The sequence below is a fragment of the Pseudomonas sp. HLG18 genome (assembly GCF_051903985.1).
Classification (GTDB): domain Bacteria; phylum Pseudomonadota; class Gammaproteobacteria; order Pseudomonadales; family Pseudomonadaceae; genus Aquipseudomonas; species Aquipseudomonas fluorescens_BT.
Genome location: NZ_CP195831.1, coordinates 3,186,496 through 3,199,560, shown reverse-complemented (window position 1 = coordinate 3,199,560; position 13,065 = coordinate 3,186,496). Strand labels below are relative to the sequence as shown.

The window sequence follows — 13,065 nt, the reverse complement described above, 5'->3', positions numbered from 1 at the left end:
CCGCCTAATCGGCATTTTTCTACGGGACTCACCATGCACGTACTGGTTTGCGAAGACGATGAGTTGATCGCCAGCGGCATCGTCGCCGGGCTGACGGCCCAGGGCTTGACGGTCGAACACGTCAATACGGCCTCCAAGGCCCGGGCGATCCTCAAGGTTGCCGAATTCGACGTGATGGTGCTCGACCTCGGTCTGCCGGATGAAGATGGCCTCAAACTGTTGCAGCAACTGCGCCAGCAAGGTCTGGAAATTCCTGTACTGATCCTTACCGCGCGGGACTCGGTGACTGACCGGGTCGACGGTTTGCAGTCCGGCGCTGACGATTACCTGCTCAAGCCTTTCGATTTGCGGGAACTGTTCGCCCGTCTGCAAACCCTGTTGCGCCGGGTGGCCGGGCGTAGCGTCAACCTGATCGAGCACGGCGCGCTGACCTACGATCCGAGCAGTCGCGAAACCACCCTGGCGGGCCGTTCGGTGGACTTGTCCCGCCGCGAACAGTCCCTGCTGCAAGCCCTGCTGCACAACCGTGGCCGGGTGCTGTCCACCGAGCAATTGAAGGACAGCGTCTACGGTTTCAGCGATGAACTGGAAAGCAACGCGCTCAACGTGCACATCCATCACCTGCGCAGCAAACTCGGCAAAGGCATCGTCGAAACCGTGCGTGGTCTCGGTTATCGCCTGGGCCCGGCCGATGGTGGAGAACCTGACAAGTGATGAGTCTGCGCCTGCGCCTGAGCCTGACCCTCGGCGCCGCGTTCGCGCTGATCTGGGCCCTGGCGGCTGCCTGGATGCTCAGCGACCTGCGCAATCAGATGATGTTTTCCCTCGACCAGCGGCTGGTGGCGTCGGCGCGGATGGTTGCCGGGCTGCTGGAGCAGTTGCCGGCGATACCGAGCAAGGGCGACGGAACGCACTTCAGTGCAGAACAACTGAACATTCCCGGCGGTATGGCCTGTCAGGTCAGTTCGCTGCGTGGCGAAATCCTCGCCCGCAGCCACAACAACCCGGAACAGGCACTGGAGGCGCAGAAAATGGGCTTCCACGACCAGATGATCGATGGCGCGCCATGGCGCACGTTCACTTTGGCCCGTGGCGATGTGCGCATCACCACCGCCGACCGGGTGATCGAGCGCGAAGCCCTGAACATGTCGATCCTGCTGGCGGCCTCGGTGCCGGTGGGGGTGGCGCTGCTCGGCTGCCTGTGCCTGCTGTGGCTGGGGATCGGCCAGGGGCTGGCACCGCTCAATCGCTTGCGCGAAGCCTTGATGCGCCGCAATGCCGATTCCCTCGAACCGTTGCAGTTGCAGTCATTCCCCAGCGAGCTGAAACCACTGCTTGAAACCCAGAACCAACTGTTCCAGCGCATTGGCAAAACCATCGAGCGCGAACGTCGCCTGACCGGTGACGCGGCCCATGAACTGCGCAGTCCGCTGACGGCGATCAAGACCCACCTGCAAGTGGCGCGGATGACCGATGGCAGTGCCCGCGACCAGTCTCTGGCCCGGGCCGAGGAGGGCGCCGACCGCCTGCACCGGACCCTGGAGCAATTATTGTTGCTGGCGCGGGTCGAGGGAAGTCTGTCGTTCGACGACGGCGTGCAGTGCAGTGCCGAGCAGGTCGCGAAACTGGCGATTCAGGACTCGGCCAGCGACCAGCGTCAGCGCATCAGGCTGCACCTGCCTGAACACTTGTCCGCTGCGCCCCTGCAAATGCCGGCGGTGCTGTCGATCGCGGCTCTGCGCAACCTGCTGGATAACGCTTTGCGTCACACGCCGACGGATGGCGCGGTGGACCTGAGTCTGGAAACCACCGCCAATCGCGTGCGTTTCGTGGTCCGCGATCATGGGCCGGGGATCGCCCCGGATGATCTGCAACACCTGACCCAACGTTTCTGGCGCAACGGTCAGAGCACCGGTTGCGGGCTCGGACTCGCGATTGTCCAGGCGATTGTCCAGCGCTGTGCCTGCACCCTGCATTTCGACAGCCGCCCGGACGGTTTGCGGGTCGAGCTGACCATGCCGCTGCAACCGGCCTGAGCCCGGCACATCAAATGTAACCTCTCTGCATTGGTCATCGGCCGGTCGCAACGCTATTGTCGCCCGGCCTTTGACTCAATGGACTGAGGGAACTGCGCCATGGATGCACCCATCTACATTTGCCCGGCCTCTGCGGCCGATGCCGGCATCATCAGCCGTATCGTCGAGCGTTCGATCCGCGTCGGCTGCGCGCTCGATCATCGAAATGACCCACTCCTCGTCGAGGCCTGGATTCGCCAGCAATCTCAGGAACACATCAGCGCCTGGCTTGCCGATCCGCAGCATTATCTGAACATTGCCCTGTTGCAGGACAAACCGGTCGGCGTCGGCATGGCCACTGTCGATGGCGATGTCACGCTGTGTCATGTGCAGCCGGAGTGGTTTCGCCGTGGCGCCGGCCGAGCATTGATGGCGGATCTCGAAGGCTGGCTGCGGACCCGCGGCAGCGACCGCTCGATGCTCAGAAGTACCCGCACCGGAGAGGCTTTTTATCGGCGTCTGGGCTACCGCGAGTCGGCGCCGCCGTTCATCCGCCACGGCATGCGCAGCCTGCCGATGCACAAGTCGCTGCCGCTGTCGGCATGACAACTGGCTCAAGGGTGTAAATCCTCGAGAGGCTGGTGCGTTTCCAGAACAGGAAAACCTGCATGTGCGCCCCGCGACCGGAACGCGCACCTGTGCGGTGTGCAGTTTTGGTCACTATCCATAGCGTATTGAGGGGTCGAGAGATGTCAGTCGCCACCAGCCTTATCGAAGAGTCGTCGGCCCGGATCGCCTCCGCGCCGGCTGAAACGCTGTATCAGTTCAGTGAATCGCCGTTGCTGGCCCGCCAGAGCCAGCAGGAGTCCAATGCCCGCAGCTACCCGCGGCGCATTCCCCTGGCGCTCAAACGTGCCAAGGGTCTGTATGTCGAGGACGTTGAAGGCCGCACGTTCATCGATTGCCTGGCCGGTGCGGGCACCCTGGCGCTGGGGCACAACCACCCGGTGGTGATCGAGGCGATCCAGCAGGTGCTGGCCGATGAGCTGCCGCTGCACACCCTGGACCTGACCACGCCGGTGAAGGATCAATTCGTTCAGGACCTGTTCGGCCTGTTGCCCCCGGCGCTGGCTTCCCAGGCGAAAATCCAGTTCTGCGGCCCGACCGGCACCGACGCCGTGGAAGCCGCGCTGAAACTGGTGCGCACCGCCACCGGGCGCAGCACCGTGCTGTCGTTCTCCGGCGGTTACCACGGCATGAGCCAGGGCGCGTTGAGCCTGATGGGCAGCCTGGGACCGAAAAAACCGTTGGGCGCGCTGCTCAGCAACGGCGTGCAATTCATGCCGTTCCCGTACGACTACCGTTGCCCGTTCGGCCTCGGCGGCGCGGCAGGCGTGAAGGCCAACCTGAGTTACCTGGAAAACCTGCTCAATGATCCCGAGGCCGGTGTGCAATTGCCGGCGGCGGTGATCGTCGAGGCGGTGCAGGGTGAGGGCGGTGTGATTCCGGCCGACATCGAGTGGCTGCGCGGTCTGCGCCGCATCACCGAAAAGGCCGGCGTTGCACTGATCGTCGACGAGATCCAGAGCGGTTTTGCCCGTACCGGCAAGATGTTTGCCTTCGAGCACGCCGGCATCATTCCGGACGTGGTGGTGCTGTCCAAAGCCATCGGCGGCAGCCTGCCGCTGGCGGTGGTGGTCTATCGCGACTGGCTCGACACCTGGCAGCCCGGCGCCCACGCCGGTACCTTCCGTGGCAACCAGATGGCGATGGCCGCCGGTTCCGCAGTGATGCGTTACCTGGTCGAGCACAAGGTCTGCGATCACGCCGCCGCCATGGGCGAACGCCTGAGCGAGCATCTGCACATCCTGCAACGTGACTTCCCGCAACTGGGCGATATTCGCGGTCGAGGCCTGATGCTCGGCGTCGAGCTGGTTGATCCGGACGGTACGCCGGATGCATTGGGCCACCCACCGGTCTTCGCACGTCTGGCGCCGCTGGTGCAGCGCGAGTGCCTCAAGCGCGGGCTGATCCTGGAGTTGGGCGGCCGTCATGGTGCGGTGGTGCGCTTCCTGCCGCCGCTGGTGATCACCGCCGCTGAAATCGATCGCGTCGCCGAGATCTTCGGCCGTGCGCTGAGTGCGGCGACCGCGGCCCTGTAAATTTTTCGCCGCGTCGAACGTTCCTTCTACATACCCGGCTGCACCCGCCGTGCAGCCCACCCTTACAACGATGGAGACACAGCATGACGTCAGTATTCGACCGCGAGGACATCCTCTTTCAGGTCGTGGTCAACCACGAAGAACAGTACTCGATCTGGCCGGATTACAAGGCCATTCCGCAAGGCTGGCGCGCCGTGGGCAAGAGCGGCATGAAGAAAGAGTGCCTGGCCTACATCGAGGAAGTCTGGACCGATATGCGTCCACTGAGCCTGCGTCAGAAGATGGAAGCGCAAGCGACAGCACAGTAAGTCTTCAGCCAAAAAGAAACCCGCTGGACTGGAAACAGTCAGCGGGTTTTTTCATGTCGATCATGACGGGTTTTCAACTGGCATTACGCGCCGCTCAAGCCCTTGAGCAGCGCATCCACATTCCCTTCCAGTTCAGCCACCGGATCCGCCGCATCGGTGCTCAGCACCAACAGATGACTGCCCGACTCGGCAATCGCCGCTTTCACCGCATCCGACGGCTGGCGATGGTGCAGCACCACTGCCACGTCGTTGTCCTTGAGCGTTGCCGTCAATTTTTTCAGGTCTTGCGGCGTCCATTCAGTGTCCGGTCGCGGATCCTGTCCGATCAGCTCCAGATTCAGGCTGCCGATCAGATAGCCGAAGTGATCGCTCAGGCTTATCACGCTCAAATTATCGGCACTGGCCAGACGTGCCTCGCTGTCGGCGCTGAGTTTCAACAGACGCTGTTTCAGCGCCGCCAGATTGGCTTCTATCTTCGGTTTGTCCTTCGGCGCCAGGCGCACCAGATCCGCGGCCATCACGTCCGCCATGCGCCCCATGTTGTTGCTCGCCAGCCACGGCTGGCTGTTCAGACCGTCGACCTTGAGCCCCGGTTGCACGGCAATGCCGGGCAGGGCACCGTCCACCGGGCGGGCGGCGTCGACTTCGACGATGCGGATGTTGCTGCGGCGGGCGATCGGGTACAGCGGATCATCGGCCCACAGCGAGCGCACGCCGATCACCGCATCGGCGCCGGTGGCCAGTTTGCTCAGCGCCGGAGCGCCGCGACCGGTGAAGTAGGCTGTCTGGCGACTGCCCGGCAGATTCGCCGGCGCTGCGCGTTCGAGGCTGATGTCGGTGCCTTTGAGCAGGACTTCGCCCAGGCCATAAGTGATGGGCAACGAGGCCAGCACCCGCAACGGTTTCTCGGCAGCCAGCAGAGGGCTCGAAAACGCGCCGCTGAGGGCGATGGCCAAGGTCAGTTGTCGCAATGAAAAAGCCATTTATCCAAGGTTCCCTTTCAGACTGGGGACGATGCCCCGGGCAATCGCGGCGAGGGCGAAGGCGATACCGGCGACCAGAATGATCGCGGCGCCGGACGGAATCGGCAGATCGAACACAATGGGCGCGAGAATCCCGCACAGCGTGCTGACCGTGGCAATCAGCACCGAACACCAGAAAAAGCCCTTGAGCGACTGGCTGAGCAACCGGGCGGCGGCTGCCGGAATCACCAGCAGCGCGCCGACCAGAATCGCGCCAATGACTTTCACTGCCGCGACGGTGATCAGCGTCACCAGAATCACGAACAGGTAATCCAGGGTCTTCACCGCGACGCCACGCACCGCTGCCAGCTGCGGGTTGAAGCTGGCCAGCATGATCCGGTTGTACAGCGGCAGGGCCAGCGCCATCACCAGTGAGCCGACAATCGCCAGCACCAGCAGATCGTTGCCGTTCACGGTCAGTACCGAGCCGAACAACACGTTTTCCAGGATGTGCACGTTGATCTTGCCCGCCAGGATCAGCAGCAGGCTGGCGCCCAAGGCGAGGGACACCGACAGGAACACGCCGATCAAAGTGTCGGGTGCCAGGCCGGTACGGTTGCGCAGGTAATTGAGCAGAATGCCGAACAGCAGGCAGTAACCGAACAGGCTGCCGTACGGGCCGGTGTAGGGTTCACCGAGCAGAATACCGATGGCCACGCCGGTCAGCGCCGCATGCCCCACCGCCTCGGAGAAAAACGCGAAGCGCTTGACCACCACCAGCGTGCCGAGGCCACCGAGCACCGGGCCGATCAACAGACCGGCAAGCAGGGCGTTGACCACAAACCCATAGGCGAGAGCTTCCGGCAGGTAACCGGAAGAGGCCCAGCCTTGCACCATCAAACGAAAGGCTTCGTAACTCATCAGACGGCGCTCCGTGGATGGGTCGAGAACAGGGTCAGCAGGCGTTCCGGGGTCAGGGCCTGTTGCGGCGTGGCGTCGAACAGCACCCGGCGGTTGAGGCCGGTGACGCGATTGGCCAGACGCCCGACCGCTTCCAGATCGTGCTCGATCCACAGCACGGTGATGCCCGCCGCACGCCAGTCGCCGAGCAAACGTTCGAACACCTGGATCCCGGCTTCGTCGAGGGCCGACATCGGTTCATCCAGTACCAGCAATTGCGGCGCCGGAATCAGGCCTTGGGCGAGCAGCACCCGCTGGCGTTCACCGCCGGACAGCGCGCCCATCCGGCGCTTGCGTTTATCCTGCATGCCGACCCGCTCCAGCGCATCGCCGATGGCGCCGGCGTAGCGTTTGCTCAGGCCGAGAAAGGCCGGGCGGCGCTGGCACATGGCGGCCATGAAGTCGTCGACGGTCATCGGCAGTCCCCGGTCGAACTCCAGCGCCTGCGGCACGTAGCCGATGGTGCCGGGCTCGCCGGGCCATTGCAGGCTGAGCCGGCCCTGATGGGGCATCTGTCCGAGCAGGGTCTTGATCAGCGAGCTCTTGCCGCCGCCGTTGGGGCCGACCAGCGCATGTATGTGGCCGGGCTGCACCTTGAAGGTCACCTTGTCCAGGATCGTGGTGCGACCCAGCGTCAGGCTGACCTCGGCAAATTCCAGGGTCGGGCCACTGCTGATGATTGAGAGGTTTTCCTGAGCCGTCATGCACCGGACTCCTGAATCGCCCGAACCACGGTGTTGAGGTTGCCGGTCATTTCCTTTTCATACTTGTCGGCGGTGTATTCGCCGTAGGAAATGTGCGACAGCGGGTACAGCTTCACACCGGATTCACGCTGAATGGTGTCGACGTAGGTGGAGGGGAAGTCCATCTCGGAGAAGATCACTTTCACGTCCAGTTCCCGCAGTTGATCGATGGTCTTCTTCAACTGACTTGGGCTTGGCTCGATGCCGTGGGCCGGCTCGACCACCGCCGTCACTTCCAGACCGAATTCGCGCAGCAGGTAGTCATAAGCGGCGTGCACCGTGGCCACTCGCAGTTCCGCGTTCGGCGCCTGGGTCAGTTTGGCCAGGGCGTCGGCGCGCATCTGCCGCAGGCGTTTGCCGTAGGCGCGGGCGTTCTGGGTGTAGGTCTTGGCGTTGTCCGGGTCGAGCTTGCCCAGTTCCCGGGCGATGTTGTTGACCTGGGCAATCGAGGCGCTGATCGACAGGAACGTGTGCGGGTTCACCACTTTGCCGGCACCGCGCGCGGCCACTCCGGTGGCGGCCAGCAGCGGTACGTTTTCGTTGGCTTCGATGGTCTTGATGTCCGGTGTTTCGCTGGCGGCGATCATGCGGTCGGCGAAGTCGTCATGGCCGACGCCGTTGAGCACGATCACGTCGAGCCCGCTGATGCGCTTGATGTCTTCGGCACGAGGCTCGTAGGCGTGGGGGTTGAAACCGGCGGGAATCAGCGGCACGACCTCGGCCTTGTCGCCGACGATGTTCGCCACATAGCTGTAATAAGGGTGCAGGGTGATGCCGATGCGTAGGCGCTTGGCCGGATCGGCGCTGGCCAGCGGGCTCAGCAGGCAGGCGCACAGGCCGATCAGCAGCAGGCGCAGGAAGGAGCGGCGTTGAGATGAACTAGGCATGGGCAAGCGGTCTTCTCTCGAATGAAGGCGAGGGTTCAATGACGATGTTCGCGGGTCACCCCGGCATCGAATTGCGCGACGATCTGTTTCCATCCGGCAGCGGTCAGTGCCGCGTCGGACAGGTCTGACGGGGCTTGCAGATCGGCGGCGCGGTTGAGCCAGATGTCCGGCGCGGCGTCATTCGCAGCGTTCAGGCGCATCAGAAACGAGCCGGCCACGGCCGGTGCCTGGCTGTTGCCGAAGTAGGCGGCATTGGCCAGCAATTGCCAGACATGGCTGCCACGACTCACAGAGCTGGCGTCCTGGGCGAACGGTGCGAAACCTTCATCCGCCAGGTTCTGCGGGGTTGGCAGTGTTTGCTGTTCTTCACGCAACAGGTGGATTTCGTCGAGGGTTACCCGCAGGTCGGCGTAGATGCCTTGCTCGCTGGCGCCGAGGTCGCGACGGGCATCGAGCTGATGGCTGGAAACCGGCTCAGGCTCGTGGGAAACACCGCGCCACGCCACCACGGAACCGGCGACCGTGAGGATCAGCAGGCACATCAGCAGCACATTGAGGGTTTCATGGCCGGCGCCGGCGGGACGAACAACTTGAGTGGTCGGCGTGGTCATGGGGCTTCGATATCCGCTTGGTCGATTTCGACGACATGACCGGGGCCGGCGTCGAACAGCACGTAGAACTCGGCGCCGGGTTTCTTGAAGGTCAGGGTCGAATCGGCGCCGAGCTTGCCCGGCACCAGGATGGTTTCGTCGTAGCCGATCACATCGAGGGTCACCCCCGGCGCGCCGCTGCCGTCGGAGAAACCGCCGGTGCATTTGATCTGTTCGGCATCAATGGCCTTGCACTCACACATCGGGTTGTGGGCCAGGGCGCTGGTACTGAAAACGGCACACAGCGCCAGCCATGCGGCGCTCATGCCAAGACGGAAAGGACGGCTCATGGTTTGGCTCCTTGTTTGTTCAGCCAGGCAACGGTGGCGGGTGAGGCCTGGCTCAGCGGAATCGAGGCTTGATGCATGCTGCCGTCCCAGCCTTCCATGGTGATCCACAGTTCGGCGTCGGCTCTGGTTTTTTCCGGTACCGGCAACTGGATGCCCATGCGGTACGGCGTGCCGAAGAAGATCGAACCGGCGGCGCGCAGGCTGCGCGGCTTGCCGATGCGCAGGTAGGTGGCCTTGACCGGCTCGATACAGGCATCGCACAGGGCGGCGTTGAAGCCTTTCAGATAGCCCGCCGGGCCGTCGGAACGCGGCGCTTCGTCGCGCAGTTCGGCCAGGCGCAGGCTCCACGGCCCGACCTGGATCTCGCCAATTTCGCGTTCGCCCAGGCCGCTGTCGCCACGGAACAGCGCGGCGTCGGCAAAGTATTTGGGCATGAAGCCCAAGGGGATCAGCAGCAACAGCACATTGATGTGGAAGCGCCATTTGTGCCAGATCATGCTCAGCCGTGAAGGCTGAGCCACGCTAGTGGACTTGCTCACAGGTTGGCCTCCGACGTTTCACGGCGCAGGGCAGGTTGCGCCTGAACGCGCTGTTTCTTGTGCTCGCGCTTGAGGGCGTTGGCGGTAGCCAGCGCGGTGCGTTTGGTCCAGATCAGCAGGCCGCTGAGGACCATCATGCTCAGCAGCAGGCCGAAGAAGAACCAGATCAGCTTGATCCACAGGCCGCCGAAATCCCCGGTGTGCAGCGGGCGCATGGATTCGGTAACGAATTCCAGCGACGTGCGATCGGACAGCAGCCGTGAAGCCGCCACGTCGCCGCTGTACGGGTTGAGCGTGGCGGTCTGGTACATCAGCGGATACCAGCCGCGGCCGCCGATATCCATATGCGCGTAGGCATTGCCCGGCAGGCTGATGAAGCTGGCTTCGAGGCCGGGGATTTTCGTCTGGGCGATTTCGATGGCGCGGTCGAGGCTGATCCGCGGCGGTGGTGAGCCGTCGCTCGACAGCGGCACGGCTTCACGGGACATGGCCGGGATGATCGGCTCGCTGGAAATGGAGATCTGGTTGTCCGACAGCAGCGCCTGGATCAGGAACCAGGTACCGGTGATCGAAATCACCGCGATGAACCAGATCGACCAGATGCCGCTCAAGCGGTGAAAGTCGCCCCAGAAAATCCGTGCGCCGTGATTGAAGCGCAGGGTCGGGCGGAAAAAGCCTTTCCAGAAGCGCTTGTATACCACCAGCCCGGTCACCAGCGAAGCCAGCATCGGCAGGCCGAGGAAGGACACCAGATACCAGCCCCAGCTGAAACCGTTGGTGAACGGCACCAGCCACCAGCCGTGCAGCGCACGGGTGAAGGCCTTGAAGTTGAAGTTTGGTGCCGTGCCCTGGATCACGCCGGTGTACGGGTTGACGTAGACCGTCAGCGAACGGCCGTCGGGGTAGCTGACGTCGACGTCGAGGGCAAAGTGCGATTCGTCCGGCCGGTTGATGCTCTGCACCAGGGTCTGCGGTTCGGCCTTTTTGATTTCGGCGAGGATCTGGTCATAGCTCAGGCGGGGCGCATCGTCCGAGGGTGCGCTGGCGCGCATTTGCGGGTTGGCCAGCCAGACGATTTCCTGGCTGACGACCGCCAGGGTGCCGGTGACGCAGACAATCAGGACAAAAAACCAGATCGGCAACGCGAGCCAGCTGTGTACCAGGAACCACAGTTTCGAGCGGGATTTCTTCGACATGATGACCGGTCTTGATTCGTGAGAGGACTGGACGCTACGGGCTTCGCAGCGTGGGAGTCCCTGAAGGGCCGGTCGTGGCTTTTGCCTACGCGACCGGCCCGCATCTCTATAAGACGGATGACCGAAGCAAATCCCGATGAAAGATATGAAAGTAAATGTTTCGCGATCGCAATCTCACCACGACGCCGGTCGGCGTTGTGGTGAGCGGGAGGAAGGGATGGCTCAGCGCAGGAACGCCAGCGCTTCGGCGAGCAACAGTTGCGGGACTTCTTCGGCGAGATAGTGGCCGGCAGGCAAAGACTTGCCGCGCACGTCGGTGGCCACCTGCTGCCATTCCCTGAGCGGGTCGAAGCAACGACCGACCGTACCTTCGGCACCCCACAGCACCAGCAGTGGCAAGCTCAGATGATGGCCGGCCTCGAGGTCGGCACGGTCGTGTTCCAGATCGATGCCGGCACTGGCGCGGTAGTCCTCGCAGATGCCGCGAGCGCTGCCGGGCAGCTTGAGGCAGCGCAGGTATTCGCCGAAAGCCTCGTCGCTAAATGGCTTGAGCCCGGCGCTGCGACTGCCCATGACGCTGCGCAGATAACCTTCAGGGTCGGCTTCGATCAGGGTTTCCGGCAGCGGTGCCGGGCGGATCAGGAAAAACCAGTGCCAATAGGCCCGTGCAAAAGCTTCGTTGGTCTGGCTGTACATCGCCAGCGTCGGCGCGATGTCCAGCAGCACCATGCGCTGCACGGCTTCGGGATGATCGAGCGCCAGGCGATGGGCAACCCGCGCACCACGATCATGGGCAAGGATCGAGAATTGCTCGAAGCCCAACGCGTTCATCAATTCCACGCCGTCGCGGGCCATCTCGCGCTTGGAATAATTGAGATGAGCTTCATCCGCCGGCGGACGACTGCTGTCGCCGTAACCACGCAGGTCGGCGGCGACCACAGTGAAGTGCTCGGCCAGTTGCTCGGCGACCTTGTGCCAGATGACGTGGGTCTGCGGGTGCCCGTGCAACAACAGCAGGCCCGGCCCGGTGCCTTTGATGCGGTAGGTGATGTCCACGCCATTGACGTGGCGCTGGTCTTTGACGAATCCGGCAAACATCGGGGGAGATCCTTTATTCAGGCGGGTGGCCTGCATCGTGGAATTGCCGGGCGTTCATGACAAGACGTGAAGCGTGGTTCGACGGTTCATGAATCGTGTTGGCCCATCCCGCGCGCTGCGCGGGAATGGACTCTCGTCGTTGCTAACCCTGCTGAAACATTTCCTTTGCCCGTTGCTCGATCTGCTCCTGGGTCAGATCTTCCTTGCGGGTGGCCAGGAACCACAGATGCCCGTACGGATCTTTCAACGTACCGCTGCGATCCCCGTAGAACTGATCCTTGACCTGGGACACGGCCGTCGCCCCGGCATCCAGTGCGCGCTGGAACGACTTGTCGACATCGGTCACGTACAGATGCAAACCGACGGACACGGCGTTGTCCGGATTGCTCAATGGCCCTTGGTCACAGGGTGTGCCAAGCATGATGGCGCTGTCGCCGATGCGCAGTTCGCAGTGGCCGACGCGACCGTCAGGCATGCTCAGGCGCATGACTTCGGTGGCACCGAATGCTTTTTTGTAGAAGTCGATGGCTTCGGCAGCTTTGTGAATGCCGAGATACGGGGTAATGCTGTGATACCCCTCGGGAATAGGTTGAACGCTCATGGCGTACTCCTTTTTTTGTCGCCCTGTTTTTATGGGTGGTTGAAGGTGTGGCTTCGCCGGGGTTACCGGTCGCTCAACTATAGATCCGTGCCGCCGCCATGACCGAGCAGCCGACGAGCAGCCCTCGCGACGCCGGAGCGGAGCGAGTCCTCAGTCGGGAACGTCGAGAAAGTGCGCCCCCGGTCCTTGCTCGCCCAGCACATCACCCTGATTGCGCAGCGGACAGGCTTGCATCGACAGGCATCCGCAACCGATGCAACCGGTCAGTCGATCCCGCAGCAGCGTCAACTGATTGATCCGTTCGTCCAGCTCCCGCCGCCATTGCTCCGACAGCATTTTCCAGTCCGACGCCGTCGGCGCGCGGTTGTCCGGTAGCTGTTTCAACGCCTCGCCGATTTCCGCCAGTGGAATCCCCAGCCGTTGCGCCACCTTGATCAACGCCACTCGCCGCAGCACTTCCCGTGGATAACGCCGCTGGTTGCCGGCATTGCGCTGGCTCTTGATCAATCCCTTGGATTCATAAAAGTGCAGGGCGGTCACCGCCACGCCGCTGCGTGCCGCGACTTCGCCGACGCTGAGTTGTCTGTGCAGATTTTCCGCAGTGACCATTTGAAAATTGCTCCTTGACCTCAAGTTAACTCGAGGTTTTACCCT

At 63.0% G+C, this 13,065-nt stretch carries 16 protein-coding genes; 5 read left to right on the top strand and 11 right to left on the bottom strand.

Annotation, left to right across the window (positions count from 1 at the left end):
* The first annotated feature begins 33 nt into the window (after window positions 1–33).
* The 5 genes from ACSPX5_RS14685 (at window position 34) to ACSPX5_RS14665 (ending at window position 4,485) form a co-directional block, all read left to right on the top strand.
* Window positions 34–714, top strand: a complete 681-nt coding sequence (locus ACSPX5_RS14685) for a response regulator (protein ID WP_114884486.1) — start codon at window positions 34–36, stop codon at window positions 712–714.
* Window positions 714–2,036 carry an ATP-binding protein gene (locus ACSPX5_RS14680; RefSeq protein WP_207868088.1) on the top strand — a complete coding sequence of 441 codons (1,323 nt, stop codon included), beginning with the start codon at window positions 714–716 and terminating at the stop codon, window positions 2,034–2,036. The genes ACSPX5_RS14685 and ACSPX5_RS14680 overlap by 1 nt, the downstream gene beginning before the upstream one ends.
* 99 nt (window positions 2,037–2,135) lie before the next feature.
* Window positions 2,136–2,621, top strand: a complete 486-nt coding sequence (locus tag ACSPX5_RS14675) for a GNAT family N-acetyltransferase (RefSeq protein WP_169431274.1) — start codon at window positions 2,136–2,138, stop codon at window positions 2,619–2,621.
* Window positions 2,622–2,764: 143 nt separating this feature from the next.
* On the top strand, window positions 2,765–4,177 hold the full coding sequence (locus ACSPX5_RS14670) for an aspartate aminotransferase family protein (RefSeq protein ID WP_207868085.1): 1,413 nt from the start codon (window positions 2,765–2,767) through the stop codon (window positions 4,175–4,177).
* 83 nt (window positions 4,178–4,260) lie between these two features.
* Window positions 4,261–4,485: an MbtH family protein gene (locus tag ACSPX5_RS14665; protein WP_169431272.1), complete on the top strand. Its 225-nt coding sequence runs from the start codon at window positions 4,261–4,263 to the stop codon at window positions 4,483–4,485.
* Between the two features lie 83 nt (window positions 4,486–4,568).
* Here ACSPX5_RS14665 and ACSPX5_RS14660 read toward each other — a convergent pair whose 3' ends face one another.
* The 11 genes from ACSPX5_RS14660 to soxR form a co-directional block, all read right to left on the bottom strand.
* The gene (locus ACSPX5_RS14660) at window positions 4,569–5,468 is read right to left on the bottom strand and encodes a metal ABC transporter substrate-binding protein (RefSeq protein ID WP_439819812.1); all 900 of its coding nucleotides are present in this window, start codon (window positions 5,466–5,468) and stop codon (window positions 4,569–4,571) included.
* Window positions 5,469–6,368, bottom strand: coding sequence for a metal ABC transporter permease (locus ACSPX5_RS14655; RefSeq protein ID WP_007906536.1), 900 nt, complete (start codon window positions 6,366–6,368; stop codon window positions 5,469–5,471).
* Window positions 6,368–7,111, bottom strand: coding sequence for a metal ABC transporter ATP-binding protein (locus tag ACSPX5_RS14650; protein ID WP_439819811.1), 744 nt, complete (start codon window positions 7,109–7,111; stop codon window positions 6,368–6,370). Before ACSPX5_RS14650 ends, ACSPX5_RS14655 begins: the two co-directional genes overlap by 1 nt.
* Window positions 7,108–8,037, bottom strand: a complete 930-nt coding sequence (locus ACSPX5_RS14645; protein ID WP_439819810.1) for a metal ABC transporter substrate-binding protein — start codon at window positions 8,035–8,037, stop codon at window positions 7,108–7,110. Before ACSPX5_RS14645 ends, ACSPX5_RS14650 begins: the two co-directional genes overlap by 4 nt.
* Window positions 8,038–8,072: 35 nt before the next feature.
* Window positions 8,073–8,648: a DUF6162 family protein gene (locus ACSPX5_RS14640; protein ID WP_439819809.1), complete on the bottom strand. Its 576-nt coding sequence runs from the start codon at window positions 8,646–8,648 to the stop codon at window positions 8,073–8,075.
* Window positions 8,645–8,977, bottom strand: a complete 333-nt coding sequence (locus tag ACSPX5_RS14635) for a hypothetical protein (protein WP_207868080.1) — start codon at window positions 8,975–8,977, stop codon at window positions 8,645–8,647. The genes ACSPX5_RS14640 and ACSPX5_RS14635 overlap by 4 nt, the downstream gene beginning before the upstream one ends.
* Complete coding sequence (locus ACSPX5_RS14630; protein WP_243433524.1) at window positions 8,974–9,474, bottom strand: thiamine pyrophosphate-binding protein; 501 nt, start codon at window positions 9,472–9,474, stop codon at window positions 8,974–8,976. The genes ACSPX5_RS14635 and ACSPX5_RS14630 overlap by 4 nt, the downstream gene beginning before the upstream one ends.
* A gap of 38 nt (window positions 9,475–9,512) precedes the next feature.
* Window positions 9,513–10,712, bottom strand: a complete 1,200-nt coding sequence (locus ACSPX5_RS14625) for a PepSY-associated TM helix domain-containing protein (RefSeq protein WP_169431265.1) — start codon at window positions 10,710–10,712, stop codon at window positions 9,513–9,515.
* A gap of 222 nt (window positions 10,713–10,934) precedes the next feature.
* Window positions 10,935–11,810 (bottom strand): alpha/beta fold hydrolase, encoded by an 876-nt coding sequence (locus ACSPX5_RS14620; RefSeq protein ID WP_439819808.1) that lies wholly within the window; start codon window positions 11,808–11,810, stop codon window positions 10,935–10,937.
* 142 nt (window positions 11,811–11,952) lie between these two features.
* Complete coding sequence (locus ACSPX5_RS14615) at window positions 11,953–12,411, bottom strand: VOC family protein (RefSeq protein WP_169431263.1); 459 nt, start codon at window positions 12,409–12,411, stop codon at window positions 11,953–11,955.
* Between the two features lie 150 nt (window positions 12,412–12,561).
* Complete coding sequence (gene soxR, locus ACSPX5_RS14610; protein ID WP_439819807.1) at window positions 12,562–13,020, bottom strand: redox-sensitive transcriptional activator SoxR; 459 nt, start codon at window positions 13,018–13,020, stop codon at window positions 12,562–12,564.
* Between the last annotated feature and the right edge of the window lie 45 nt (window positions 13,021–13,065).